Source organism: Aeromonas sp. 604282, assembly GCF_049170575.1.
Lineage (GTDB): Bacteria > Pseudomonadota > Gammaproteobacteria > Enterobacterales > Aeromonadaceae > Aeromonas > Aeromonas veronii_A.
Genome location: NZ_JAAKMV010000019.1, coordinates 19,562 through 46,181, shown reverse-complemented (window position 1 = coordinate 46,181; position 26,620 = coordinate 19,562). Strand labels below are relative to the sequence as shown.

At 59.1% G+C, this 26,620-nt stretch carries 23 protein-coding genes; 13 read left to right on the top strand and 10 right to left on the bottom strand.

What is annotated here, in order from left to right; all coding sequences use genetic code 11:
* The first annotated feature begins 175 nt into the window (after window positions 1-175).
* Entirely contained in the window at window positions 176-940 is a 765-nt protein-coding gene (locus tag G5367_RS18935; protein ID WP_421244950.1) for an EAL domain-containing protein, read from the top strand.
* Window positions 941-1,064: 124 nt separating this feature from the next.
* Here the strand turns inward: G5367_RS18935 and G5367_RS18930 are convergent, their stop codons facing one another.
* The gene (locus G5367_RS18930) at window positions 1,065-2,282 is read right to left on the bottom strand and encodes a 4Fe-4S binding protein (RefSeq protein ID WP_421244951.1); all 1,218 of its coding nucleotides are present in this window, start codon (window positions 2,280-2,282) and stop codon (window positions 1,065-1,067) included.
* Window positions 2,283-2,438: 156 nt separating this feature from the next.
* Window positions 2,439-3,146: a GntR family transcriptional regulator gene (locus G5367_RS18925; protein ID WP_421231678.1), complete on the bottom strand. Its 708-nt coding sequence runs from the start codon at window positions 3,144-3,146 to the stop codon at window positions 2,439-2,441.
* A 282-nt stretch (window positions 3,147-3,428) separates the two neighbouring features.
* On the opposite strand from G5367_RS18925, the gene G5367_RS18920 reads away from it, so the two are divergent.
* Window positions 3,429-5,018, top strand: a complete 1,590-nt coding sequence (locus G5367_RS18920; protein ID WP_421244961.1) for an alpha-glucoside-specific PTS transporter subunit IIBC — start codon at window positions 3,429-3,431, stop codon at window positions 5,016-5,018.
* Entirely contained in the window at window positions 5,015-6,340 is a 1,326-nt protein-coding gene (locus G5367_RS18915) for a 6-phospho-alpha-glucosidase (RefSeq protein WP_206665121.1), read from the top strand. The genes G5367_RS18920 and G5367_RS18915 overlap by 4 nt, the downstream gene beginning before the upstream one ends.
* Before the next feature lie 65 nt (window positions 6,341-6,405).
* Here G5367_RS18915 and G5367_RS18910 read toward each other — a convergent pair whose 3' ends face one another.
* The gene (locus tag G5367_RS18910; protein ID WP_005355925.1) at window positions 6,406-7,410 is read right to left on the bottom strand and encodes a substrate-binding domain-containing protein; all 1,005 of its coding nucleotides are present in this window, start codon (window positions 7,408-7,410) and stop codon (window positions 6,406-6,408) included.
* A 434-nt stretch (window positions 7,411-7,844) separates the two neighbouring features.
* Here G5367_RS18910 and G5367_RS18905 point away from each other — a divergent pair, with 434 nt between their 5' ends.
* From G5367_RS18905 to glpG, 7 genes are all read left to right on the top strand, one after another.
* Complete coding sequence (locus G5367_RS18905) at window positions 7,845-8,966, top strand: branched-chain amino acid ABC transporter substrate-binding protein (protein ID WP_421294857.1); 1,122 nt, start codon at window positions 7,845-7,847, stop codon at window positions 8,964-8,966.
* 66 nt (window positions 8,967-9,032) lie between these two features.
* Entirely contained in the window at window positions 9,033-9,959 is a 927-nt protein-coding gene (livH, locus tag G5367_RS18900; protein WP_005339439.1) for a high-affinity branched-chain amino acid ABC transporter permease LivH, read from the top strand.
* Window positions 9,959-11,227: a high-affinity branched-chain amino acid ABC transporter permease LivM gene (locus tag G5367_RS18895; RefSeq protein ID WP_421294855.1), complete on the top strand. Its 1,269-nt coding sequence runs from the start codon at window positions 9,959-9,961 to the stop codon at window positions 11,225-11,227. Before livH ends, G5367_RS18895 begins: the two co-directional genes overlap by 1 nt.
* A 100-nt stretch (window positions 11,228-11,327) precedes the next feature.
* A complete protein-coding gene (gene livG, locus G5367_RS18890; protein ID WP_005307326.1) occupies window positions 11,328-12,101 on the top strand; it encodes a high-affinity branched-chain amino acid ABC transporter ATP-binding protein LivG in 774 nt (257 codons plus the stop codon).
* A gap of 14 nt (window positions 12,102-12,115) precedes the next feature.
* Window positions 12,116-12,817: an ABC transporter ATP-binding protein gene (locus G5367_RS18885; protein ID WP_421294853.1), complete on the top strand. Its 702-nt coding sequence runs from the start codon at window positions 12,116-12,118 to the stop codon at window positions 12,815-12,817.
* Between the two features lie 122 nt (window positions 12,818-12,939).
* Entirely contained in the window at window positions 12,940-13,263 is a 324-nt protein-coding gene (gene glpE / locus G5367_RS18880) for a thiosulfate sulfurtransferase GlpE (RefSeq protein ID WP_005342431.1), read from the top strand.
* On the top strand, window positions 13,260-14,093 hold the full coding sequence (gene glpG, locus G5367_RS18875) for a rhomboid family intramembrane serine protease GlpG (protein WP_421213372.1): 834 nt from the start codon (window positions 13,260-13,262) through the stop codon (window positions 14,091-14,093). The genes glpE and glpG overlap by 4 nt, the downstream gene beginning before the upstream one ends.
* Before the next feature lie 67 nt (window positions 14,094-14,160).
* Here the strand turns inward: glpG and G5367_RS18870 are convergent, their stop codons facing one another.
* The gene (locus G5367_RS18870; RefSeq protein ID WP_421244953.1) at window positions 14,161-16,599 is read right to left on the bottom strand and encodes a VolA/Pla-1 family phospholipase; all 2,439 of its coding nucleotides are present in this window, start codon (window positions 16,597-16,599) and stop codon (window positions 14,161-14,163) included.
* Window positions 16,600-16,896: 297 nt separating this feature from the next.
* Between G5367_RS18870 and ubiK the strand changes: the two genes are divergently transcribed.
* Window positions 16,897-17,154, top strand: a complete 258-nt coding sequence (gene ubiK / locus G5367_RS18865) for a ubiquinone biosynthesis accessory factor UbiK (protein WP_005339429.1) — start codon at window positions 16,897-16,899, stop codon at window positions 17,152-17,154.
* A gap of 54 nt (window positions 17,155-17,208) precedes the next feature.
* On the opposite strand, the gene G5367_RS18860 is transcribed toward ubiK, so the two are convergent.
* The 6 genes from G5367_RS18860 to trxA form a co-directional block, all read right to left on the bottom strand.
* On the bottom strand, window positions 17,209-18,180 hold the full coding sequence (locus G5367_RS18860) for a GGDEF domain-containing protein (RefSeq protein ID WP_421244954.1): 972 nt from the start codon (window positions 18,178-18,180) through the stop codon (window positions 17,209-17,211).
* A gap of 270 nt (window positions 18,181-18,450) precedes the next feature.
* Window positions 18,451-19,149 carry an NAD(P)H-flavin reductase gene (gene fre / locus G5367_RS18855; protein WP_421244955.1) on the bottom strand — a complete coding sequence of 233 codons (699 nt, stop codon included), beginning with the start codon at window positions 19,147-19,149 and terminating at the stop codon, window positions 18,451-18,453.
* 155 nt (window positions 19,150-19,304) lie between these two features.
* Window positions 19,305-20,774 carry a 4-hydroxy-3-polyprenylbenzoate decarboxylase gene (ubiD, locus tag G5367_RS18850; protein ID WP_323897615.1) on the bottom strand — a complete coding sequence of 490 codons (1,470 nt, stop codon included), beginning with the start codon at window positions 20,772-20,774 and terminating at the stop codon, window positions 19,305-19,307.
* Between the two features lie 33 nt (window positions 20,775-20,807).
* The gene (locus tag G5367_RS18845; protein WP_421244956.1) at window positions 20,808-21,800 is read right to left on the bottom strand and encodes a hypothetical protein; all 993 of its coding nucleotides are present in this window, start codon (window positions 21,798-21,800) and stop codon (window positions 20,808-20,810) included.
* A gap of 108 nt (window positions 21,801-21,908) precedes the next feature.
* On the bottom strand, window positions 21,909-23,174 hold the full coding sequence (gene rho / locus G5367_RS18840; RefSeq protein ID WP_005339417.1) for a transcription termination factor Rho: 1,266 nt from the start codon (window positions 23,172-23,174) through the stop codon (window positions 21,909-21,911).
* 207 nt (window positions 23,175-23,381) lie between these two features.
* Entirely contained in the window at window positions 23,382-23,708 is a 327-nt protein-coding gene (trxA, locus tag G5367_RS18835; protein ID WP_005339416.1) for a thioredoxin TrxA, read from the bottom strand.
* A 113-nt stretch (window positions 23,709-23,821) separates the two neighbouring features.
* On the opposite strand from trxA, the gene rhlB reads away from it, so the two are divergent.
* Together rhlB and gppA are read left to right on the top strand one after the other, a co-directional pair.
* Complete coding sequence (gene rhlB / locus G5367_RS18830; RefSeq protein WP_236348666.1) at window positions 23,822-25,108, top strand: ATP-dependent RNA helicase RhlB; 1,287 nt, start codon at window positions 23,822-23,824, stop codon at window positions 25,106-25,108.
* 11 nt (window positions 25,109-25,119) lie between these two features.
* Window positions 25,120-26,610 (top strand): guanosine-5'-triphosphate,3'-diphosphate diphosphatase, encoded by a 1,491-nt coding sequence (gene gppA, locus G5367_RS18825; protein ID WP_236348667.1) that lies wholly within the window; start codon window positions 25,120-25,122, stop codon window positions 26,608-26,610.
* Window positions 26,611-26,620 lie beyond the last annotated feature (10 nt).

The following is a 26,620-nucleotide window of genomic DNA, read 5'->3' as shown; positions in this document are numbered from 1 at the left end:
TCACGGCCAGTAGAATTTCCCCCTCCAGCTGGCCGATCCTGCTTCACGACAACAACCGTAATCAAAACCTCTCGATCGTCCGATTACGCTGCGCTAATCGAACCTACAGCGGGGTAATGAGCTGTTATCATTTGAGACAGTGCCCAGTGCCGCCACGGCCAATCAGAGGAACGTCATGAACATACCAACCGCCCCCGCCCCGTCAATCTGCCAGCAGTGTCAGGAGCAGGTGGATCTCGACTTCGATTTCACCATGGCCTTCCAGCCCATCGTCGATTGCAGCCAGCGCACCATATTCGGCTATGAGGCGCTGGTGCGGGGGATCAACAACGAACCCGCGCAGAGCGTGATTGCCCGGGTCAACGACGGCAATCGCTACCGTTTCGATCAGCTGTGCCGGATCAAGGCCATCGCGCTGGCCGCCCGGCTCGAGATGCGGGGAATGCTGAGCATCAACTTTCTGCCCAATGCGGTCTACCGTCCGGAGCGCTGCATCCGCACCACCCTGCAGGCAGCCCGCGAGCATCTCTTTCCCATCGAGCAGATCATGTTCGAGCTGACCGAGGTGGAGCAGGTGCAGGATAGCCAGCATCTCCGCAGTATCGTCGATCACTATCAGGCCCTCGGCTTCAAGACGGCAATCGATGACTTTGGCGCCGGTTACTCGGGCCTCAACCTGCTGGCCGATTTTCACCCCAACATCGTCAAGCTCGATATGCACCTGCTGCGGGGCATCGACCAGGACCCGACCCGGCAAGCCATAGTGCGCCACTGTCTGGCGCTGTTTGCCGAGTTGCAGATCACCCCGCTGGCGGAGGGGATCGAGACCCGCGAAGAGATGGCCTGCCTGCGGGAGATGGGCATCAACCTGATGCAGGGCTACCTGTTCGCCCGCCCCGGCTTCGAAACCCTGCCCGAGGTGGATTTCGCCAGCTTATAAGCCAGTCGGTCTGCACTACCTCCCCCTCAGCCCACTCCCACCCGAATATGAAAACGGACACCCGAGGGTGTCCATGTGCATACCCTATGACCTTGCGCCATGGTCACACAGTCACCCTCCCCGGTTAATGGGTCAGCTGTGGCAACAGTTGCAGCAGGTGAGCCCGTATCGCCAGCGGCGTCTGGCTAACCCAGATCTCCAGCAGGCCATACGCGAGCAACGGCAGCACCAGCAGCAACAGGCAGAGCAGCCCCAGCAAACGGCTTGGTGCAAGCCGCTTCACCTTGCTGCCAAGGTGCAGGGCCTCGACCCGCTTGGGGCAGGCGGCCACGCAGCTCAGGCAGCCGGTGCACTCCAGGCTGCGTACCGCAATAAGCTGGTGCACCGCAATGCGCGATGGACAGGCCCGGCTGCACTTGTCGCAGTCATGACCCTGGCTTCGCAGGCAGCGGGCCGGGTCACGGCGAATGCGCAGCGGCGTCAGTAGCCCCAGCAGGGCGAGCCAAGCGCCATAGGGGCAGAGGTAGCGGCAGAATCCCTGACGAAAGGTCGCGGTAAGCAGCAACACCCAGCCGAGGCACAGACCCGAGATCAGGGTCAGGTTGAAGAAGAAGGCCCCCATCTTCATATCCGCCGCCTGATGGTAGGGGCTGGTGAAGTAGCCGGGCAGGGCAGCAGCCGGCACCGCCAGCAGGATGATGAAGAGCAGAAAGCCGAGCACCAGAAATTTCTGGGTACGCAGGGCAAGATCCAGCCAGCGCGGCGGGCTCCACTCCCCCGGCAGCAACCGGTGGCGCAGGCCATGTAGCCATTCCCCCACCAGCCCGAGCGGACAGAACCAGGCACAGAACGCCCGCCCCAGCAGCAGGGCCGACAGGGAGAGTACCAGTACGGTGACGGTGGCCGCCGGATGGTGGGGATCCACCAACCCCTGCGCGAACCAGGCCCGCAGCCCGAGGCCACCGGCGATGGGCAGGAAGGCATCCACCACGTCCGGGCGCACCAGCCAGGGGCTCATCCCCTGTCCCAACTGCCAGATATGCAGGCTGTATTGCACTGTGACCAGCCCCCAGCAGAGCAGCAGCAGATGGCGAGTGCCTGCCCGCAACTGCTGACTGTCGATCGCTTCCAGGGCGGGCAGCGGCCGCCTCTGATGCCGGAGGGCAAGCACGGCGGTGACCGTCCCCAGTGCGAGCCAGAGCAGGCTGTCGGCCGCCAGCAACCAGACCAGCCCCAGCAGGCCGAGCGCAAGACGCCCCGGCCAGCCGGTGCGCACCTGCCACGCCAACAACACCAGATAAACCATACCGGCCACCATGGTTATCGCTTCAATCACGCTCATGCATCCCCCACTGCCTACATCCGGATCCGGCAGCAAGGATAACTAACATTTGAGTTGATTATTTTGATCTGCATGGGCCGAGGGAGGAGTTATGGCCAATGCCTCCCTCGCAGGCTCTCCCCTCTTTCAACGACACGCTGCCTCATCAGCCAGGCACTAGCCGCGGGCACGGTGGAGGTGGTAGTCAACGTGATAGTCGTTGGCATTACGGAACATGATGGAGTAGTTGAGGAACTCTCCGCTCTCGCTGTATGAGAGTGAGGTGAGCCGCAGGATAGGGGCCCCCTGCTCGATATGGAGCAGCTCGGCAGTAGCCCGATCCGCCAGCACGGCACTGAAGCACTCATAGTTGCCCGCAATCGCGATGCCGCACTCCCGTTCGATGTAGTCGAATTTGGACCCTTCCAGATGGGCGACCGACAGATTGCGAAACAGTCTGACCGGCATATAGCTCTCTTCCAGCAGCAGTGCCCGACCATCCACCGAGCGGATCCGGCTTGAGTAATAGACGGGTTCATTCACCTTAACCCTCAGCTGACTGGCGATGGCCGGTGGCGCGGGCATGGTACGAAACTCCAGTACCTGGCTGGTCAATGTGCGCCCCTGCTCGCGCATCAGTTCGGTAAACCCGCTCAGACCTTTGGTCTCATGCTGGACATCCTTTTTTGTCACATAGGTGCCGCTGCCGTGGCGCCGCTCGACCAATCCCCACTCGATCAACATATCTACCGCTCTGCGAATGGTCATGCGGGAGACGCCATACTGTTCTGCCAGCGCTTTTTCGCCCGGCAACACATCTCCCACCCGGCACTCGGCACCGTTTACCCTGATCCTGAGTCGGTCAGCCACCGATTTATAGATCACTGCTAGACATCTCCTGTGGTCACAACGCCAACCATCTTATTCTTAAGTAAGTGGATAAATTGCATAAAAACAATAACTTAAATTTAAACTAAAGCTGCAAGAACATCACAAAACCAAGAGGTACAACAATATCGCAAAAGTTAGACATCTTTGTCTAAATAACTGCATGCGTCAGATCACATTATTCCAAGATATTTCATGAGGTCTCTTTTTATCGTTGCTAATTTGCATCTGGCAACACCGGCAAGGATTCGATTAGCTATTTCAACCAAGGGACAATATATGCTCAGTCAAATTCAACGTTTTGGCGGAGCAATGTTCACTCCTGTACTGCTTTTTCCTTTTGCAGGTATGGTAGTAGGCATTGCAATTATGCTGAAAAACCCGATGTTTGTCGGTGAATCACTGGCAAACCCACAAGGATTATTTTTTCAGATCATCCATATTATTGAAGAGGGTGGCTGGACAGTATTCAGAAATATGCCGCTAATATTTGCGATTGGCCTGCCAATCGGTCTGGCAAATAAGGCACAAGCCAGAGCCTGTCTGGCTGTATTGGTCAGTTTCATGACCTGGAACTATTTTATCAACGCCATGGGCATGACCTGGGGCAGTTATTTCGGGGTCGACTTCAGTCAGGATGTAGGGGGTGAAAGTGGCCTCGCCATGGTCGCGGGGATCAAGACCCTGGATACCAGCATCATAGGGGCCATCGTCATCTCCGGCATCGTGACGGCACTGCACAACCGCCTGTTTGATCGCCAACTGCCGGTCTTTCTCGGCATCTTTCAGGGCAGCTCCTTTGTCACCATTGTCGCCTTCTTCGTGATGATCCCCTGCGCCTGGCTGACCCTGCTTGGCTGGCCAAAAGTACAGATGGGCATCGCCTCCCTGCAGAATTTCATGCTGATCTCGGGTCCGGTCGGGGTATGGGTATACACCTTCCTAGAGCGGATTTTGATCCCGACCGGCCTGCATCACTTTATCTACGGCCCCTTCATCTTCGGCCCAGCGGCAGTAGAGGGAGGCATTCAGCTCTACTGGGCGCAGCACATGCTGGAGTTCAGCCAGAGTACTCGCCCGCTGATTGAACAGTTCCCTCAGGGTGGCTTCGCCCTGCACGGCAACTCGAAGATTTTCGGTGCCATGGGGATTGCTCTGGCCATCTATGCCACGGCAGCCAAAGAGAACAAGGCCAAGGTGGCAGGCCTGCTGATCCCGGCCACCCTGACCGCCATTCTGGTCGGTATCACCGAGCCGCTGGAGTTCACCTTCCTCTTCATCTCGCCGCTGCTGTTTGCCATCCACGCCCTGCTGGCAGCCACCATGTCGACTGTGATGTACCTGTTTGGTGTGGTCGGCAACATGGGTGGAGGTCTGCTCGACCAGTTCCTGCCGCAGAACTGGATACCCATGTTCCACAACCATGCGGGAATGATGTTCACCCAGATCGCTATAGGGTTGGTCTTTACCGGCATCTGGTTCCTGATATTCCGCGCGCTGATTATCAGGCTCAATCTTAAAACACCGGGCCGGGAAGACAGTGAAATAAAGCTTTATTCAAAATCAGATTATCAGGCAGCCAAAAACCAGCGTGGCAGTGATAGTGCAACACAAATTATCGAAGCGCTTGGTGGAGTCAAAAATATACGCAGTCTGAATAATTGTGCCACCCGCTTAAGAATATCGTTGGTTAACAGCAAGCTGGCAGCAGCAGATGAGGAGTTTATTAAATTGGGTGCCCATGGGGTCGTCCGCCATGGCGATAGTATCCAGGTAATTATCGGTCTGCATGTACCTCAGGTACGTGAAAATATGGAATCGATTATGAACAACAGTCATCAACAATCATCTTTAGTAATGGAGTCATGATCATGAAAAAATTCTCTGTAGTCATTGCCGGTGGTGGCAGCACTTTTACTCCTGGTATCGTTCTGATGTTGCTGGAAAATCAACATCGCTTCCCGCTCAAGGAGATCAAATTCTACGACAACGATGGTGCCCGTCAGGAGATCATCGCCGAAGCCTGCAAAATCTTGCTGAAAGAGAAGGCTCCCGAGATCGCCTTCAGCTATGGCACCGACCCCAAAGCAGCGTTTAGCGATGTTGATTTCGTCATGGCCCATATCCGGGTTGGCAAATATCCGATGCGCGAGCTGGACGAGAAGATCCCGCTGCGTCATGGGGTGGTCGGTCAGGAGACCTGCGGCCCGGGCGGTATCGCCTATGGCATGCGCTCCATCGGCGGGGTGCTGGAGCTGGTCGACTATATGGAGCAGTACTCACCCAATGCCTGGATGCTCAACTACTCCAACCCGGCCGCCATTGTGGCTGAAGCGACCCGTCGCCTGCGTCCCAACGCCAAAATCCTCAACATCTGCGACATGCCGATCGGGATCGAGGGGCGCATGGCCCAGATTGCCGGTCTCAAATCCCGCAAAGAGATGCGGGTACGCTACTACGGCCTCAACCACTTTGGCTGGTGGACCCGCATCGAAGATCTGGAAGGCAACGACCTGATGCCGAAGATCAAGGAGCACGTCGCCCGCCACGGCTATGTGCCCAATAGCGCCAGCCATGCCGAAGCAAGCTGGAACGATACCTTCGCCAAGGCAAAGGATGTGTGGGCGCTCGACCCGGATACCCTGCCTAACACCTATCTGAAGTACTACCTCTACCCGGACTATGTGGTGGCTCACTCCAATCCGGAACACACCCGTGCCAACGAGGTGATGGAGCACCGCGAGAAGCAGGTCTTCACCGCCTGTAGCGACATCGTCAAGGCAGGTAATTCAGCAGCGGGCGAGCTGGAGATCGATGAGCACGCTTCCTATATCGTTGACCTGGCAACCGCCATCGCCTTCAACACCCAGGAGCGGATGCTGCTGATCGTTCCCAATCGCGGCGCCATCCCCAACTTTGACCCGGAAGCCATGGTCGAGATCCCCTGCCTGGTCGGCAGCAGCGGGCCAGAGCCGTTGCAGGTGGGCAGCATTCCGCTGTTCCAGCAGGGCATGATGGGCCAGCAGGTCGCGGTCGAGAAACTGGTGGTCGAAGCCTGGGTCGAGCACTCTTACCAGAAACTGTGGCAAGCCATCACCCTCTCCAAGACAGTACCCAGTGCATCGGTGGCCAAGTCCATTCTCGATGACTTGATAGAGGCCAACAAAGCCTACTGGCCGGAACTGAAATAAACCGCCCATAAACAAAAACCCCCCTCGTGACAGAGGGGGTTTTTCGTGTTGGCAACGGGTGTGGATTAACGCAGCGGTTTGACCGAGCGACGGACAATCAGCTCGGGCTGTACCGTCATCGATTCCACTTCCAGCTCCTTGTTGCGGATCCGGCTGACCAGATGCTTCACCGCCAGCTGGCCCAGTTCCGCCTTCGGGTGACGGATGGTGGTCAGCGGCGGGCTGGAGAAGCGCGCCATCTCCACATCGTCGTAGCCGATGATGGAGATATCGTCCGGCACCTTGACTCCCGCTTCCCAGGCAGCGCAAATCGCGCCGATCGCCATGGGGTCATCGAAGGCAAAGACCGCAGTCGGACGAGGCTGCAGGGCCAGGATGCGCTGCATGGCATCGAAGCCGCTCTGGCTCTCGTAGTCCCCTTCAAAGACCTGTTCATCTTTGAGGGTCAGACCGTGTTCGCCCAGCGCATCACGCACCCCGTCCAGTCGCTGCTGGGTGGTCGGCTTGGAGAGCTGGCCAGTGATGCAGACGATGTCGCGGTGCCCCAGCTCCAGCAGATGGCGTACGGCCATGCGGGCGCCGATGCGGGCGTTGTCGTTGATGACGTTGGCGAAATCGCACTCCGTCCCCCAATCCAGTACCACCTGCGGCACGTTCTTGTGGATGCGCAGCATGTCGCGCAACGGAGTGTCGATATCGGTCCCCAATACCAGCAGACCATCCACCCGTTTTTCCATCAGCATTCTCAGGTAATGCTGTTGGCGAGGCGGCTGGTTTTCGGTGTTGCAGAGGATCAGGCTGTAGCCCTGTTCGAAGCAGTACGCTTCAACCCCTTGCACCACTTCCGCGAAGAAGGGGTTTACGCTGGTGGTGACCAGCATGCCAATGGTCTTGGTCGAATTTATCTTAAGACTGCGCGCTACCGAGTTGGGCGCGTAGTTGAGTTCTGCCACCGCCTCAATCACTTTCTGGGTCGCGTCTTCGCTGACCCGCCGAGTGTGGTTGAGCACATGTGAGACGGTGGAGATGGATACGCCTGCGCGCGAGGCGACATCCTTGATAGTGGCCATCTCTGTCTCCTGACTGTCAAAGGCGGAACATTAGCAGATTTCCCGAATAAAGGCTTGGTTTTAACGGGCTCTGCCACGGAATTGTCAATGCCGGCTAATTTAGGCGCTCATTTCTGTTTGCGCAAACGATTAATGGTCAAAATGGGAGCACCATCAGAGTAAAATATCACCAGACTAATCCTCTGTGCTTCATCATAATCACCTCTGGTTACCAAGATGTTAAGGCGAAGAATCGATACTAAATTCCAATTAAACACAAATAACAGGTCATTTATTTCAAAATAAGCCCACCCAACCCCCTCTGGTTAGTATCTTTAACAGCTTGTTATTGCCCCGTGAGGAATGATAGAACCATACCTATAGCCGGATGCACGGGATGTCGATCCGGAATGGCACTCGTAAATGAAACAATCCACTGATTAAGGGACGAATCAATGCATAAGTTGAGCAAAATTACAGTAAGCGCAGCGGTTTCTTTGGCTCTGTTTGGATCGATCTCCATCGCACACGCGGCAGACACCATCAAGATAGGTATCGCAGGCCCACTCACCGGCCCGGTTGCCCAGTACGGGGACATGCAGTTCACCGGCGGCAAGATGGCGGTCGAGCAAATCAACAAGGCTGGCGGTATCAATGGCAAGCAGATCGAAGCCGTCATCTATGACGATGCCTGTGATCCCAAGCAGGCGGTAGCCATTGCCAACAAGGTGGTGAATGATGGCGTCAAGTTCGTGGTCGGCCACCTCTGCTCCGACAATACCCTGCCCGCCTCCGACATCTATGAAGACGAGGGGATCCTGATGGTCACCCCCGCCTCCACCAACCCCAAGATCACCGAGCGCGGCTATCAGCTGGTGCTGCGTACCATCGGCCTGGACAGCGACCAGGGCCCGACTGCCGCCAAATACATCATCGAGCAGGTCAAACCCCAGCGCGTGGCCGTCATCCACGACAAGAAACAGTACGGTGAAGGCATCGCCTCCAGCGTGAAAGCGGCGCTGGACAAGGCCGGCGTCAAGGTGGTGGCGTTTGAAGGCATCACCGCCGGTGACAAGGACTTCTCCGCCCTGATCGCCAAGCTGCAGAAAGAGAACGTCGACTTCGTCTACTACGGCGGCTACCACCCGGAGCTGGGTCTGATCCTGCGTCAGGCCGGCGAGAAGGGCCTCAAGGCCAAGTTCATGGGTCCGGAAGGGGTGGGTAACAAGGACATCTCCGCCATCGGCGGCCCGGCTTCCGAAGGCCTGCTGGTCACCCTGCCGAACAAGTACGACCTGGTGCCGGCCAACGCCCCGCTGGTTGCCGCGTTCAAGGCCAAGGGCCAGGACTCCTCCGGTCCATTCGTGTGGACCACCTATGCCGCGGTGCAAACCCTGGCTGCCGGTATCGCCAAGGCGGGTGAGGATGACCCGGCCGCCGTTGCCGCCGCCATCAAGGCTGCGCCGATCGATACCGTGATGGGCCCCCTGACCTGGGCACCGAACGGTGACCTGAAAGGCTTCGAATTCGGTGTGTTCCAGTGGCACGCTGACGGTACTTCCAGCCAAGTCAAATAATCTGCCGATCGGGGGTGAGTACGCTCACCCCCTCCTCTCTTTGCGGGCAAGTACAGGGAACGCAGTATGTCCGAACACCTCCTCTATCTGGTTCAGCAACTGCTGAACGGATTAACCATAGGCAGCACCTATGCGTTGATCGCCATTGGCTACACCATGGTCTATGGCATCATCGGCATGATCAACTTCGCCCACGGCGAGGTGTACATGATCGGCTCCTATGTCGCTTTTATGGTGATGGCGGGGCTCATGATGATGGGCATCGACAGCACCTTTCTACTGCTGGGAGGCGCCTTCCTGGTCAGTATCATCATCACCGGCACCTATGGCTGGAGCATCGAGCGGGTCGCCTACCGGCCACTGCGTGGTGGCAACCGGCTGATCCCCCTCATCTCCGCCATCGGCATGTCGATCTTCCTGCAGAACATGATGCGGATGGCTCAGGGCTCACGGGATATCGCCATGCCCAGCCTGATCTCCGGTGGCTGGACCCTGGGGGGTGAAGATGGTTTTCAGGCCAGCCTCTCCTATATGCAGCTGATCATCTTCGTGGTGACCTTCATCACCATGCTGGCGCTGACCCAGTTCATCGGCCGCTCCCGCATGGGCCGCGCCTGCCGCGCCTGTTCGGAAGATATCAAGATGGCCAACCTGCTGGGCATCGACACCCACGTGGTCATCTCCATCACCTTCGTGCTGGGGGCTGCACTGGCCGCCGTGGCCGGGGTGCTGCTCGGCATGTATTACGGCGTCATCAACCCCTACCTCGGCTTTATGGCCGGTCTGAAGGCCTTCACTGCCGCAGTATTGGGCGGTATCGGCAGCATTCCGGGCGCCGTACTGGGCGGCCTGCTGCTGGGGGTGGTTGAAGCGCTCACCGCCGGTTATCTCAGCACCGAGTACAAAGATGTGATGGCGTTTGCCCTGCTCATCTTTGTGCTGCTCTTTATGCCTACTGGCATTCTCGGCCGTCCGGAAGTGGAGAAAGTGTGATGAAACATCAATTGATCCACGCCTGCATCGCCAGCCTGGTACTGCTGGTGCTCTCCTTCTGGCTGCTCGGCTTCAAGCTGGAGACCGACGGCACCCGCCTGCTGGTGGTGAGCCGGCTCGACGTGTCGCTGGCCTGGTTGCTGGGCGGCGCCACCCTGGTGTTCTGGTTCCAGATGCTGCGCGGCCAGATAAGCCGGCTGTTCCAGGCCTCCATCAGCGGCTTCTCGGTCGGCTTCACCAAGCTGGTGCTGCCAAGCCCGGAAGAGGCGCCCAAACTCTATAACCTGACCGCCGTGCTGGTGCTGCTGTTTGCGGTGAGCTGGCCCTTCATGGCCTCCCGCGGCGCCATCGATCTGGCCACCCTCACCCTGATTTACATCATGCTGGGGCTGGGCCTGAACGTGGTGGTGGGCCTCGCCGGCCTGCTCGATCTCGGCTATGTCGGCTTCTACGCGGTCGGCGCCTACAGCTATGCCCTGCTCAACAGCTACTTCGGGCTCAGTTTCTGGGAGTGCCTGCCCATCGCCGGCCTGATGGCGGCCACCTTCGGCTTCCTGCTCGGCTTCCCGGTACTGCGGCTGCGGGGGGATTACCTAGCCATCGTCACCCTGGGCTTTGGCGAGATCATCCGCATCCTGCTCAACAACATGACCAGCCTGACCGGCGGCCCGAACGGCATCTCCGGCATTCCCAAACCGACCCTGGGGGGGCTGGAGTTCAACCGCACCGTCAAGGACGGCGGCTTCGAGACCTTCCACGAATTCTTCGGCATCGCCTACAACGCCAACCACAAGGTGATCTTCCTCTACCTGATGGCGCTGGTGCTGGTGGTGGCGACCCTGTTCGTCATCAACCGCCTGCTGCGCATGCCGCTCGGCCGCGCCTGGGAGGCGCTGCGGGAAGATGAGATCGCCTGCAAGTCGCTGGGGCTCAACCCCACCATCATCAAGCTGACCGCCTTCACCATAGGCGCCTGCTTCGCGGGGTTTGCCGGCAGCTTCTTCGCCTCGCGCCAGGGCTTCATCAGCCCGGAGTCCTTCGTCTTCATCGAGTCGGCCATCGTGCTCGCCATCGTGGTGCTGGGCGGCATGGGCTCCCAGATCGGGGTGGTGCTGGCCGCCATCGTGATGACGGTGCTGCCGGAGCTGGCGCGCGAGTTCAACGAGTACCGCATGCTGATGTTCGGCCTCTTGATGGTGTTCATGATGATCTGGCGGCCACAAGGATTGCTGCCGATGACCCGCCCGCATCTGGAGTTGAAGAAATGAGTACGCATCAGAAGTTGTTGGACGTCTCTGAGCTGTCGATGCGCTATCTGGCTGGATTGCTGGCGGTGACTTGCTCCACCCTGGACTGGGAGCTGAAAAAATGAGTACTCATCAGAAGTTAATGGAAGTCTCTGATCTGTCGATGCGTTTCGGCGGCCTGCTGGCGGTCAACGGGGTCAAGCTGGACGTGGAAAAGGGGGAGGTGATCTCCATCATAGGTCCCAACGGGGCCGGCAAAACCACCATCTTCAACTGCCTTACCGGCTTCTACCGCCCGAGCGGCGGCATCATTCGCTACAAGGGCGAGGAGATCCAGGGGCTGCCCGGCCACCTCATCGCCCGCAAGGGAATCGTGCGCACCTTTCAGCACGTGCGGCTGTTCAAGGACATGACGGCGGTGGAAAACCTGCTGGTGGCCCAGCACAGACACCTCAACACCGGTTTTCTGGCCGGGCTGTTCAAGACCCCGGCCTTTCGCCGCGCCGAGCGGGAGGGGCTGGAGCAGTCCGCCTTCTGGCTGGAGAAGGTGGGGCTCAAGGATCTCGCCAACCGCGCCGCCGGCAACCTGGCCTATGGTCAGCAGCGCCGGCTCGAGATCGCCCGCTGCATGGCGACCCGGCCCGAGCTGCTGATGCTGGACGAGCCGGCCGCCGGCCTCAACCCCCACGAGACCGACGAGCTGAACGAGCTTATCTCCAACCTGCGGGACGAGTTCGGGGTCTCGGTGCTGCTGATCGAGCACGACATGAAGCTGGTGATGGAGATCTCCAACCGCATCTTCGTGGTCAACCAGGGTACCCCGCTGGCCCACGGCAAGCCGGATGAAATTCGCAGCAATCCGGCAGTGATCAAGGCCTATCTGGGCGAATCGTAAACACAGGAGTCACGATGTTAGAACTTCGCAACGTATCGACCCACTACGGCAAGATTCAGGCGCTGCACGACATCAGCGTCGAGGTGAAAGAGGGGGAAATCGTCACCCTGATCGGTGCCAACGGCGCCGGCAAGACCACCCTGCTGATGACCCTGTGCGGCGAGCCCAAGCCGAGCAGCGGCTCCATCTGGTTCGAGGGGGAGCAGATAGACTCGCTCTCCACCGCCCGCATCATGCGCAAGGACATCGCCGTGGTGCCGGAGGGGCGCCGCATCTTCGCCCGCCTGACGGTGGAGGAGAACCTGCTGATGGGGGCCTTCTTCGTCGACAAGACCGAGCAGCGCGGCCTGCTGGATCAGATTTTCACCCTGTTCCCCCGCCTGCACGAGCGACTGGAGCAGCGGGCCGGCACCATGTCCGGCGGTGAGCAGCAGATGCTGGCCATCGGCCGCGCCCTGATGAGCAAGCCGCGCCTGCTGCTGCTGGATGAACCCTCGCTGGGGCTGGCCCCCATCGTCATTCAGCAGATCTTTGACACCATAGAGCAGTTGCGCCAGAAGGGGATGACCATCTTTCTGGTGGAACAGAACGCCAACCAGGCGCTCAAGCTGGCCGACCGCGGCTATGTGCTGGAGAACGGCCACGTGGTGCTGCAAGACACAGGGGCCGCCCTGCTCGCCAACCCGGCGGTACGGCAGGCTTATCTGGGCGGTTAACCCACTCACCCGCATGCCATATCAACAAGGGAGCCGCTGGCTCCCTTATCTTTTGTGGGGTTAGTTTGCGCCCAAGCTTGCGGTACACTGGCCCGTAATCAACCTATTCGCAGGACATCCCGATGGACCAGTTTGCCCATATCAATGCCCATGATGCCTACCAGAAACTGAGCGCGGGTGAAGCCCGTCTGGTGGATATTCGCGACCCACAATCCTTTGAAGCGGCCCACGCGGTCGGCGCTTTCCACCTCACCAACGGCACCCTTGTGCGCTTTATGAACGAAGTGGATTTCGATACCCCGGTCATCGTGATGTGCTATCACGGCAACAGCAGTCAGGGGGCGGCCCAATACCTGCTGCAACAGGGTTATGACGAGGTCTACAGTCTGGATGGCGGCTTCGAGGCGTGGCGCCGGGAGTTTCCCATCGAGGCAGGCGAGGCATGATCCAGCTGCTGGTGCTCGACAACGCCCGCATGGCGCAGGCGCTGGTGGACTATCTGGCGACCCTGGGCATCTCCTGCGAGCTGACCCAGTCCGAGCTGGGGGTCACCATCTGGTTGGCGGACGAGCAGCGCCTTGCTCAGGCCCAGCTGGAGGTGAAGCGCTTTCTGGCCGAGCCGGCCCACCCGCGCTACATGGAGGCCTCCTGGCAATCCGGCCGCGCCGATGCCCGCATCGACTACAGCAAGGGGATGACGGATCCCATCACCGACTTCCTCCATCAGGCAGGGCCGCTGACGCTGGTGGTGATCATCGCCTGTCTCGCCATCTACGGGATCGAGGCCATCGGCCTGCCCATCTACGATGAACTGGCATTCCACCCGACGCTGGCCCAGTTCACCGACTGGCAGGCGTGGCGCTATTTCACCCCCGCTCTGATCCACTTCTCGGTGCTCCATCTGGTGTTCAACTTGCTCTGGTGGTGGTATCTGGGGGGCCAGATCGAGCAGCGCCTCGGCAGCGGCAAGCTGCTGATCCTGCTGCTGGTGGGCGCTGCCCTGCCCAATATCGCCGAGTTCTTTGCCAGCGGCCCACTGTTTGGCGGCCTCTCCGGCGTGGTCTATGCCCTGCTCGGCTACTGCTGGCTGCGCAGCAAGCTGCAACCGGCCTGCGGCCTCACTCTGCCACCGGCGCTGATGGGCTTTATGCTGTTCTGGATGGTGCTCGGCTTCTTCGACATGCTCGGCACCAGCACCGCCAACATCGCCCACCTGACCGGTCTGCTGGTCGGCCTGCTGCAAGGCTGGCTGGATCGCAACCACCAGCCGACCTGATTTTTCAGCAGTTGCAGAAACGAGAACGCCGCCCCGAAGGGCGGCGTTTTTTTTACGCGATAGGCAGTTACTGCTTGATCAGGGTGTCATCGGTTACCTTGACCGCCGCACCGCCACTCATAAAGAAGCTGGCAAACTGGGTCTGGATCTCTGAAGTGACCGCACCAACCTGATCGAAGTTCGCATCAGGGGCCAGCAGCGAGCTATGGCCCCCTTTCAGGAAGCGCGCAGCATGATGGACGGGGCCAAGGTAACTATCGGTCAACGGTTTTAATCCCATCACCCGGAACAGCGGCTCGGTACCACCCAGCGGCGCAGAGGCAATGCTGTTGGGGATCACCTGATCCGGCAAGCTGAGCGCACCATCACCAACAATTTCGGTGGCGAATAGCGGGAAGCTCTTGGCGACGCCACTGCCCAGATTGATCGGGTCGGCAGAGTCCAGCACTGACTGGGCGGCAAAGGTATAGCTCTGCAAGGTGCTCGCAGCCCCCGCCTGAGTAGCCGCATCCAGACTGGGCAGGAACTCGTTCACGAAACAGGTCGGCACCGCCGTCTGGCAACCGGGAGCATAAGCCTCAAACCCGGCCTTCAACTCGGGACTGCCCGAGGTAAGCACGCTCATCTTGATGGTCGGCCCGAAGCTCGGCGAGTTGAGCAGCAACGGGGCGATGCCGCCACCCGGCATCGACAGACCACCGGTTGAAAACTCGAACATGCTATCAGCGGCGTTACCCATTTTCTGGTTGGCCACCGCCAGCAGATTGGCCCCGGTAATGGCGCCGAGCGAGTGCCCAAGGAAGTGAACTTTCAGACCGACACCGCCCAACTGACCGCCCAGCCCCTTGGCATTAGCCAGACCGACAGCCAGGCGCAGACCCAGCAGATCGGCCACGCTCTGCTTCAGGTTATCCCGCGCCACCGTCAGATAACCCAGATTCAGGTAGGGAGTCGGATTCTCGGAGGTGGTGACAGTATCCATGCTGCCGCTCAGGGCATAGCCACGCTCGCCGTGCAGCGGGTGATCGATCACCACGACAGCAACCACCTTGTTCACTGAGGGGTCTAACCCGGCACCTATCTGGCTCAGCGCCAGCGCATAGGCGTTCTCCTTGATAGAAGTGACCCCGTGCTGATAGATGATCACATCAGTGACAGTGCTGAGGTCAGTGGTGGGGGCAAAGATCCGCAGCGGTACAGATTGTACTTCGGTCAGGGTCGGCAGCGGGTTGAAACGGCCAATATTGCGCTCGGCATCCAGCGGCTTGCCACCTGAGGTGAGAGTCACCCCGATCAGCTTGCTCGCCTCCCTCAGCAGATCGGCCTGACGGCTCGGATCGGCAATCAGCTCACCCAGCAGCTCCGGATTCACTCCGGCGCCTACCAGCCCACCGATCACCTCGCTATCACCCGCTTTCAGCGCGTTGGCGATGGCATAGAGGCTGGGAATGGCGCCGTGCCAGGATTGGGTCTTGGCCTTGTCCCAGGAACCGGCTATCGCTGGAGTAGAGAGGAAATAAGGGAGCTTGACGGTACCGGTATACACCTTGGTCGCCGCCGCGACGCCGTTCAATGTGGCATTAGCAGCCACAGCTGCAGCAATCGCATCCCGATCATCTTGAGGCAAGAATGGCTCGTTCGCCAGCTGTGTCAGGAAGGGCACCCCGCCATTGAGCGCATCAATCGTATATGTTCCCGGCAGACTGGTGTTGCCTTTGGCGTCCTGCTTCCACAGCGATGCAGCATCCAGGGTCGGGCTCTGCAACACGGTGGCCGCAGCGCCCTTCACTGCCAGCAGCACATCGGCACCGGACTGGGTGGCAAACCAGTCGGAGAAGATCACCCGATCGCTGGTGATCCCGGTAGCTGCCTTGAACAGCCCTTCCTGCAGCGCAATCAGGCTGCTGATGGTCTGCTCCTGCACGGTTGCACCAGCCGTCGATTTGAAGTTGCTGTAATCACCACCGGCCTTGAGTGGCACACCACGGCTGTCCTTGAGGGCGTCGGTCGCCACGATCATGTAGTAGGAAGAGGGATTAAGCGGCTTGAGCGGCACCAGATTGAGTTTGCCACCACCATCGCTTACCACAAAATCGGTGCCATAGGTCAGAGGCTTGTTGTTCTTCACTCCGACAGGACGCTGAGTCACCGGATCCAGCACCAGCTCCAGCAGATAGAGGGGTGCAATGGCCGAGGCATACTCGCCGGCGGCCGGTGCCGGCACAGAGACGCCGGTCACGGTCGCCGGCACCAGCTGGACAGGTTGGGTGGTTGACCAGCCATCCAGGGTGGAGAGGGCAGATACCGGGTTCGACAGATCGGCAGTCTCGGTGGAAAACTTCAGGGTACCGTCGCTGGCACGGGGGGCCAGCACACTCGGGCGAAGACCACTGCCACCACTCAGGGCATAGTCCAGGGAGCTGGTGGTGTCTCCCTTGTTGTTATCTCCACCACATCCGGCCAGCAGGGCGCTGACCACAGCTGCATAAATTAGCTTCTTCTTCATTTTTTGTTCTCTTTATAGGTTGTTGTCCATCACAAGCCAACGAAGCATTCACCACTTCGACCGCTCAAAGTTAACATAAAACCAACAACCAACGAGACTCATGTTGGTCATCTTCTGCTCAGGTTTGTGGAGAGAATCAAGGTTTTACGGCAACAAAGGGGCGCAAGGGTAGCAACAGTGGAGGATTAACCAGACCCGACCAGCCAGCAGGCACCATCACGACTAAAAAGCCGTCGCGATCTCGGCAAAGTGAGGGAATTGTCGGTAGAATGTCCACCAACGCTTAAGGAGGACATCATGATCGACCCGAAGAAACTGGAAGAGATCGCCAAGCAGGTGCACAACTCCCTGCCACCCGGCATTCGCAGCATGGGTGAAGAGGCCGAGAAGAAGATGCGTCAGGTGCTGCAGGCCCAGCTGGGCAAGCTGGATCTGGTCAGCCGCGAAGAGTTCGACGTGCAGACCAAGGTACTGCTGCGTACCCGTGAAAAACTGGCCGCCCTCGAAAGCAAGCTGGCTCAGCTCGAGCAGCAGCTCGGCGCCAAAGGCGAATAACGAAAACCCCGGCTCGGCTGGGGTTTTTGCTTTAAATTGAACCTGTAAAAAACATCACACCTGAAGCAGATACCAGGCCCGCTTGCCGCGAGCCTTGGCCTCGTACATGGCCCTGTCAGCCACCTCCAGCGCCTGCCGGAAGGTCAATGGCCCCTCCTCCCACAGGGCGATACCGATACTGAGCCCGACCCGTTGCGGGCAACCGGGTTTGGGTACATAACCATACATCCGGCTGATCAGGGCATCGGCCAGATGAGCCAGTGCATGGTTTGATACATCACGATGCAGATAAACCACAAACTCGTCACCGCCATAACGGCCGCACAGGGCCGAGCCCGGCATGATGAGACGCAACCACTCCGCCATCTGCTGCAGAACCTGATCACCGCAGGCATGCCCCAACTGGTCATTGATCCCCTTGAAATCATCCAGATCGATAAAGAGCAGCGCCCCAGCTCCTTGCGGCGGCTGCAGAGCGAACGCCTTGCCAAATCCCTGCCGGTTGAGCAGCCCGGTGAGCGCATCGCAGTTGGCCCGCTCCGCCAGCCGCTGTTCATAGGCCTTGCGCTGGGTGATATCGATATGGGAGCCCATGATCCGCAGCGGCTTGCCATCACCATCCCGCTCCACGACACGCCCCCGATCCCATAGCCAGGTGACAGATCCATCCGGACTGACCGTACGATATTCAGCCTCGTAGAAGGGCGTTTGACCCTCAAGATGGACAAAGTAGCTACCCATGGCATGAGCGCGATCGTCGGGATGGAGCTTGGCGCTCCAGAGCTCAAAACTGGGAGCCATATCGCCAGCCTGGAAGTTTTGCAGATTGAAGACCCGCAGCTCACCGGTGGGAATGGTGCCCTGCCAGAGACAGATGCCGGTGCCATCGAGGGCGGCATTGAGCTTCTCCTGCAACAGGGCATTTTCATGCTTCAGTGCGGCGATTTCAGCCTGCAAACGGGCCATTTCACTACCATGAAGGGACGGGATCAAGGTTGAGATCAGCTCGACAGCGCCGGACTCCAACCGGTTATCCTCCGCAGATGCCCTGCCCTCTTCACTCAACACTGTTCCACCTCGTGCTATCACTATGGATATCCTTATCCAGTCCGCTGAGAATCCCCGACCAAGATGCCACCAGCCACGGTTAATTAGTAGCCACCCATGTTAAAAATGGTGGAAGGTCATGGGGTAAAGCTGCGATTGCCATACCAAGGTGCATCATTGTGCACGGTGGAAGGCCCAAAAAAAGCCCCCGGCAAAACCGGGGGCTGCGTCATCTATACGGGGATACCGTCAAATAAATTCGTAGGCGTCACCGAAGATGCGCTCCGGCTCGGCACCGAGGATCTTGAACTCCTCCCGTGCGGCACCCGCCATCTCGAAGCGACCGGCGACATAGATGTCGTAGTCGTGGAGGCTGACGAAGTCATCCATGATCGCCTTGTGCACCAGCCCGCTCTTGCCGGTCCAGTCAGCGTCAGGCTCCTGTACCACCGGGATAAAGGTGAGCGGTGCATAGTCACGCTCCCACTGCTGCATCTGCTCCAGCTGGTAGAGCCAGTGAGCCTGACGCACTCCCCAGTAGAAGAACACTGGGCGCTTGCTGCCCGTGTCGATCAGGTACTCCAGAATGGAGCGGGCGTAAGAGAAGCCGGTGCCGCCCGCCATCAGGATCAGCGGACGAGGGGATTCATCGCGCAGGAACGCCTTGCCAGCGGGCAATTCGACCTCGATCTCCCCCTGCTCGCGCATGCGGGCCAGCACCTGACCGGCGTAGGCATTTTCGGGAGTGGCACCAATTTGCAGCTCCAGCACGCCCGGGCGGGTCGGCGAGTTGGCGATGGAGAAGGGGCGCTTGTCCGAATCGCTCATCACCACCAGCAGATACTGGCCCGGCTTGAAGCTGATCGCTTGCTGCGGCGTCAGAGCCACATGCCAGATGGTGTCGACATATTCGCGCAGTTCCTCTACGCGGCATTTGATACGTTGCATTCTTGTCCTTGTGGCGGGCTCGCTCGGCCCGCTTCGCTCATTGTTTCACTATGGAGTGACGACCAGCAGCCCTGGCCCCGTCAGTCGAGAATACTCAAATAACTGCAGATCGCATCACTTTTTGCAGCAAATGCAACAAAGCAGCCATGTTTGCCTCAGTCGAGGATCTTCAGCTCATCCCAGATGGCATCCACCTTCTGCTTCACCGCCTCATCCTGAACTATGGGCTGACCCCACTCCCGATTGGTCTCGCCCGGCCACTTGTTGGTGGCATCCAGCCCCATCTTGGAGCCGAGGCCGGAGACCGGCGAGGCGAAGTCCAGATAGTCGATCGGGGTGTGCTCGATCAAAGTGGTGTCCCGTGCCGGGTCCATCCGGGTGGTGATAGCCCAGATCACATCCTTCCAGTCGCGAGCGTTGACGTCATCGTCACACACCACCACGAACTTGGTGTACATGAACTGGCGCAGGAATGACCAGACTCCCAGCATCACCCGCTTGGCGTGGCCCGGGTAACGCTTCTTGATGGTCACCACCGCCATCCGGTAGGAGCACCCCTCCGGCGGCAGATAGAAGTCCACAATCTCGGGGAACTGCTTCTGCAGCAGTGGCACGAACACCTCGTTCAGCGCCAGACCCAGTACCGCCGGTTCATCGGGCGGACGGCCGGTGTAGGTGCTGTGATAGATGGCATCGCGCCGCTTGGTGATGTGGGTGATGGTGAAGACCGGGAACTCGTCCACCTCGTTGTAGTAACCGGTATGATCGCCATAGGGCCCTTCCGGCGCCATCTCACCCGGTTCCAGATAGCCTTCCAGCACAATCTCGGCGCTGGCGGGCACCTCCAGATCGCAGCTGATGGCCTTGATCACCTCGGTACGGCTGCCACGCAGCAGACCGGCAAAGGCATATTCGGAGAGAGTATCCGGCACCGGCGTCACCGCGCCGAGAATGGTCGCCGGATCGGCACCGAGTGCTACCACTACCGGGAATCGCTCACCGGGATGGGCCTCCTGCCACTCGCGAAAATCGATGGCACCGCCACGATGATCGAGCCAGCGCATGATCAGCTTGTTCTTGCCGATCTTCTGCTGGCGATAGATACCGAGGTTCTGGCGCTTCTTGTAGGGGCCACGGGTGATGGTGAGGCCCCAGGTGACCAGCGGCGCCACATCGCCGGGCCAGCAGTGCTGGATCGGGATCTGGTCGAGATCGACCGCATCTCCCTCCTGCACCACCTGCTGGCAGGGGGCGGAAGAGAGGCGCTTGGTCGGCATGTTGAGCACCTGCTTGAAGATCGGCAGCTTCTCCATCAGCTCCTTGAATCCCTTGGGCGGCTCGGGCTCCTTGAGATAGGAGAGCCAGACCCCGACCTGACGCAGGGCGCCCACATCGGGCTGCCCCATGCCCATGGCAACCCGATCCGGGGTACCGAACAGGTTGGTCAGCACCGGCATGGTGTAGCCTTTGGGATTTTCGAACAGCAGAGCCGGGCCACCCGCACGCAGGGTGCGATCGCTGATCTCGGTCATCTCCAGATAGGGATCTATCTCGCGGGTGATGCGCTTGAGTTGTCCGTTTTGTTCCAGCTGCGCGATGAAATCACGCAAATCCTTGTATTTCATGCAAGTTCCCAACCGGGTTCAGGAGGTCACGCATTATAACCCTGGCTGCCCATCGGGTGTACCCGAATCGGGCAGCAGACTCGGTGCAATGGGTGGCATGTCACGCTGGCCGAGGCGTCTGGCCAGCGCAGAGAGCAGCTGGGGCTCGTCCACCTCCATCAACAAACCGGCAACCAGCGCCCCGTATTGGCGGTTGGAGAGCTCCGCCAGCAGGTATTTCTGGGCTTGCGGTGGCAAGGGGGAGAGTGCGCTCAGCTGACGCAGTGCGGCCCCCTTCAATCCCTCATTGCCACTGGCGGCAATCAGCAGATCGCTGGCAGCACTGCCGTGATGAAAGCGGCTGATGGTGGAGAGTGCGCGCAGCGCATCCTGATCTGCCGGCCGCCGCCACAGCATGCTATAGAGCGCCGGTTCCCCGGTGCGCTGCAACAGATGGAACAACAGATGATTGTCGGGCAGATAGATATTCTGGCTGGCCAGCACTTGCGCCTCCCGCATCCAGATCGGTTGCGGCAAGCTGTCGAGGGCCAACAACAGGGCTTGCTGCTGCATGGCGAGATCGGGGTTACTGCTGTAGTAGATGGACTTTAGCTGGAAGCTGCCCTGGGCAAGCTGCTGCCGATAGCGCTGCATCAGTGATTGCAGCTGCCACTCCCCCAGCAGCTGACGGGCCTGCGCGGCAAAATCATAGACTGGTTGCTGCACCAGAAAACCGTCGACCTGCTGCTCCATGAGCCACTCGGGGGCCTTGTCGGCCTGAGCCTCGACCCACTGTTGCAACCCGGGGGATGCAAGGGTGGTAGCGGGAATATCCCGCAGCAGTTGCAGCAGCAGGAACTCCCGCCGCTCGCGACTCAGGGTCGCCAGCAGAGAGTCGATGGCTGCGAATTGCCCCTCCTTCAGACGGCCCGCCAGATAGAGCTGGTGAGTCTGCAACGTCTCGGCTGTCACCGCGACCGGAGCACTTTGCGCACAAACTGGCATTGCACTCAGCAACCCCAGCAATAACCAGAAAACAGGCTTCATGACGTCTCCATCCATGTGACATCGGGATCTCATACTACTAGGGCGACCGGAAAACAGATAAACAAAAACCGCGACCAGGGCCGCGGTTTCGTCATTTTCTGACTGGACTTACTTCTGCTGGCGCCGCATGGCGTCGAAGAACTCGTCGTTGGTCTTGGTCATCGCCAGTTTGTCGATGAGGAACTCGATACCGTCGATCTCGCCCATCGGGTGGACAATCTTGCGCAGGATCCACATCTTCTGCAGCTCGTCACCTGAGGTGAGCAGCTCTTCTTTACGGGTGCCTGAGCGGGTGATGTCGATAGCCGGATAGACACGCTTCTCGGCAATCTTGCGCGAGAGGTGCAGCTCCATGTTGCCGGTACCCTTGAACTCTTCGTAGATAACTTCGTCCATCTTGGAACCGGTATCGATCAGCGCGGTGGCGATGATGGTCAGGCTGCCGCCCTCTTCAACATTACGCGCGGCGCCGAAGAAGCGCTTGGGACGGTGCAGGGCGTTGGCATCCACACCACCGGTCAGTACCTTGCCGGATGACGGGATAACGGTGTTGTAGGCACGGGCCAGACGAGTGATGGAGTCCAGCAGGATCACCACATCTTTCTTGTGCTCAACCAGACGCTTGGCCTTCTCGATCACCATCTCGGCAACCTGAACGTGGCGGGAAGCCGGCTCGTCAAAGGTGGAAGCGATCACTTCACCTTTTACCATGCGCTGCATCTCGGTCACCTCTTCCGGACGCTCGTCGATCAGCAGAACGATCAGTTCACAGTCCGGGTGGTTGTAGGCGATGCTCTGGGCGATGTTCTGCAGCAGCATGGTCTTACCGGCCTTGGGCGGCGCCACGATCAGGCCACGCTGGCCTTTACCGATGGGGGAAGCCAGGTCAAGTACACGGGCGGTGATATCTTCGGTAGAGCCGTTACCCCGTTCCATACGCAGACGTTCGTTGGCATGCAGGGGGGTAAGGTTTTCAAACAGGATCTTGTTGCGGGAGTTTTCCGGACGGTCGTAGTTGACCTCGTTGACCTTGAGCAGCGCGAAGTAACGTTCGCCCTCTTTCGGTGGCCGAATCTTGCCGGAGATGGTATCGCCGGTACGCAGGTTGAAGCGGCGGATCTGGCTCGGGGAGACGTAGATATCGTCAGGGCCTGCCAGATAGGAGCCGTCTGCACTGCGCAGGAAGCCGAAACCATCGGTCAGGATTTCCAGCACACCGTCGCCAAAGATATCTTCACCACCCTTGGCGTGTGCCTTGAGGATGGCAAAAATAATATCTTTCTTGTGCGCCCGAGCCAGATTTTCCAACCCCATGGATTCGCCAAGCTTGACCAGCTCGGACACAGGAGTGTTCTTTAATTCAGTCAGATTCATAGTGGTGAAAGTCTGTAAGCAAGGATTGAAATGAGGAGACAGTCTGCTGGATTGATGCTGATCGGATTTGATTTGCCAGGCTGATGTGTGAGCAAAGAGTCAGGCAAAAAGGTTAGCAAACGAGCGATAAATTAGCACCAATCGGGGTGAGCGTCTAGGTGATAAAACAGAAGGAGCGCATTATTGCAATGCGCTCCTCTTCGATTATTACAGGTTGCCGTCCAGGAACTCTTTCAGCTGAGTCTTGGACAGAGCACCGACCTTGGTCGCTGCCACTTCGCCATTCTTGAACAGCAAGAGGGTCGGAATACCACGAATGCCGTACTTCGGCGGAGTATCAGAGTTATGGTCGATGTTCAGTTTGGCTACGGTTACGCGACCTTCGTACTCTTGGGCAACTTCTTCCAGGATCGGGGCAATCATCTTGCACGGACCACACCACTCGGCCCAGAAGTCGACCAGAACGGCGCCATCGGCTTTGATTACATCTGCCTCGAAGCTGGCATCGCTCAGCTGAACAATCTTGTCACTCATCTCCAACTCCAGTCAGTAAATAAGGCTTTATTGACTCGTCAATAAAGGCAATAGTTGCCCTATTTGAAATGATCCTGTTTATTATTGCAAGCCTAACCTGATAACCTACCGCCATGAGCAAAACACACTTAACGACCGACAAATTCGCCCAAATGGGCCTCGAACCCGAAGTTCTGGCTGGTCTGGAATCAAAGGGATTTCACTATTGTACGCCCATCCAGGCACTCTCTCTGCCACTGCTGGTAGAAGGCCATGACCTCGCCGGACAGGCCCAGACCGGCACCGGCAAGACCATCGCCTTCCTAGCCGCCACCTTCAACTATTTGCTGACTCACCCGCTGACCAAGCCCCGTCTGGTTAACCAACCCAGAGCCATCATCATGGCCCCCACCCGGGAACTGGCAGTACAGATCTATAACGATGCCGACAGCATCGCCGCCTCTACCGGCCTGAAACTCGGCCTCGCCTACGGTGGCGAAGGTTACGACAAGCAGCTGGCCGTACTGGAGCAGGGCGTCGATATCCTGATCGGCACCACCGGTCGCATCATCGACTACTTCAAGTCCAAGGTGATCGATCTGAGCAACATTCAGGTCGTGGTACTGGACGAAGCAGATCGCATGTTCGATCTGGGCTTCATCAAGGACATCCGCTTCCTATTCCGCCGCATGCCGCCCGCGACCGAGCGTCTGAGCATGCTGTTCTCCGCCACCCTCTCCCTGCGTGTGCAGGAGTTGGCCTATGAACATATGAACCACCCGGAACATGTGCAGGTAGAGCCGGAGCAGATGACCGGCGTGCGGATCAAGGAGGAGCTGTTCTACCCCTCCAATGAAGACAAGATGTTGCTGCTGCTCTCCCTGATGGAAGAGGAGTGGCCGGAAAAAGCCATCGTCTTCGCCAACACCAAGCATGTCTGTGAAGACGTCCATGCCTGGCTGGAAAACGACGGCCACCGCGTCGGTCTGCTGACCGGTGACGTGCCGCAGAAGAAGCGGATGAAGATCCTCGAGGATTTCACCAAGGGTGCGCTCGATATTCTGGTCGCCACCGACGTTGCCGCCCGCGGTCTGCACATCCCTGACGTGACCCACGTCTTCAACTATGATCTGCCCGACGACGCCGAAGACTATGTACACCGTATCGGTCGTACCGGTCGTGCCGGCAAGAGCGGTCACTCCATCAGCCTGGCCTGTGAAGACTATGCCTTCAACCTGCCGGCCATCGAGGAGTACATCCACCACGCCATTCCGGTCAGCAAATATGATCGCGAAGCGCTGCTGGATGATGTCACCCCGCCGAAACGGGTATTCCGCAACCGTCAGCCGGTGAACCGCAACATGCGGGATCGCCAGGGTGGCAACAGCAACAACCGCCGTCGTCCGCCGCGCAAGAGCTAAGGACAGGCCCGTTGCACAACTCGCCGCTCTATGCCGCTATCGACCTCGGCTCCAACAGCTTTCATATGCTGGTGGTGCGCGAGGTCGCCGGAGCCCTGCGCACCGTCGCCAAGGTCAAACGCAAGGTGCGCCTCGCTGCCGGGCTCGATGCAGACTTTCGTCTTAGCCGTGCCGCCATGGAGCGGGGCTGGGACTGTCTGCGCCTGTTCGCCGAACAGCTGCAGGACATTCCGGCCGACAACATCCGGGTAGTGGGCACCGCCACTCTGCGACTGGCAACCAACGTCGACGAGTTCATCAGCGAAGCTGAACGGGTGCTCAACCACAGCATCGAGATCATCTCTGGCGAGGAAGAGGCCAAGACTATCTATGAAGGGGTCTCCTGGACCTCTGCTGGTGAAGGTAATCGACTGGTCATCGACATCGGCGGCGCCAGTACCGAACTGGTGATAGGCGAGCATAGCGAAGCGAAACTGCTCAACAGCCTGCACATGGGCTGCGTCACCTGGCTCAACAATCACTTCGGTGATGGCGAGCTCTCCGAGGCCCGTTTCGAACAGGCGATTACTGCCGCCAAGGCGGTGCTGGAGAAGGTGGCGGAAGATTACCGCGCCCTCGGCTGGCGTACCTGCGTCGGCGCTTCCGGCACGGTACAGGCGCTGCAAGAGATCATGCTGGCGCAAGGGAAGAGCGAACGGGTAACCCTGCCGAAGTTGCAGGAGCTGATGGGTCAGGCCATCGCCTGCGGCAAGCTGGACCAGCTGCAACTGGAAGGGCTGGCGGCCGAGCGGCTGACCGTGTTCCCCTCCGGCCTCGCCATCCTCATCGCCATTTTCGAAACTCTCAATATCGAGAGTATGACCCTCGCGGGTGGCGCCCTGCGTGAAGGGCTGATCTATGGCCTGCTGGGCAACAATCACGACTGTGATGCCCGGGATCGCACCGCAGACAGCCTGATCAGCCGCTATCAGCTGGATAAGGAGCATGCCGAGCGGGTGCGTGATACCGCCGTCGAGGCGTTCAACCAGCTGCAACCGGCCTGGCGGCTCTCCAAACGCTACGGTCGCCCGATCCTGCGCTACGCAGCACTGCTGCACGAAATCGGTCTCTGTATCGAGTACAAGAAGGCGCCGCAACACGCCGCCTACATCATCGACAACATCGATATGCCGGGCTTTACCCCTGCGCAGAAGAAGCTGTTGTCGGCCCTGCTGTTCAACCAGCGGGATGAATTCAAGCTGGAGCCACTGGAGAAGCAGGGGGCGGTCACCGCTCGTCAGGCGATCCGGCTGGCCCGCATCCTGCGCATCGCCCTGATCCTCTGCATGCGCCGCACCCAGGGCACGGTACCTAGTTTCACCCTGCAGGCAGAAGAGGAGTCACTGACCCTGACCCTGCCCAAGGGATGGATGGAGGAGCACTACCTGCGCGCCAGCGAGCTACGGCTCGAAATGGAACGTCAGCAGAAGATGGGCTGGCCGACCCGCGTGCAGGAAGCCTGAACCAGTAGTT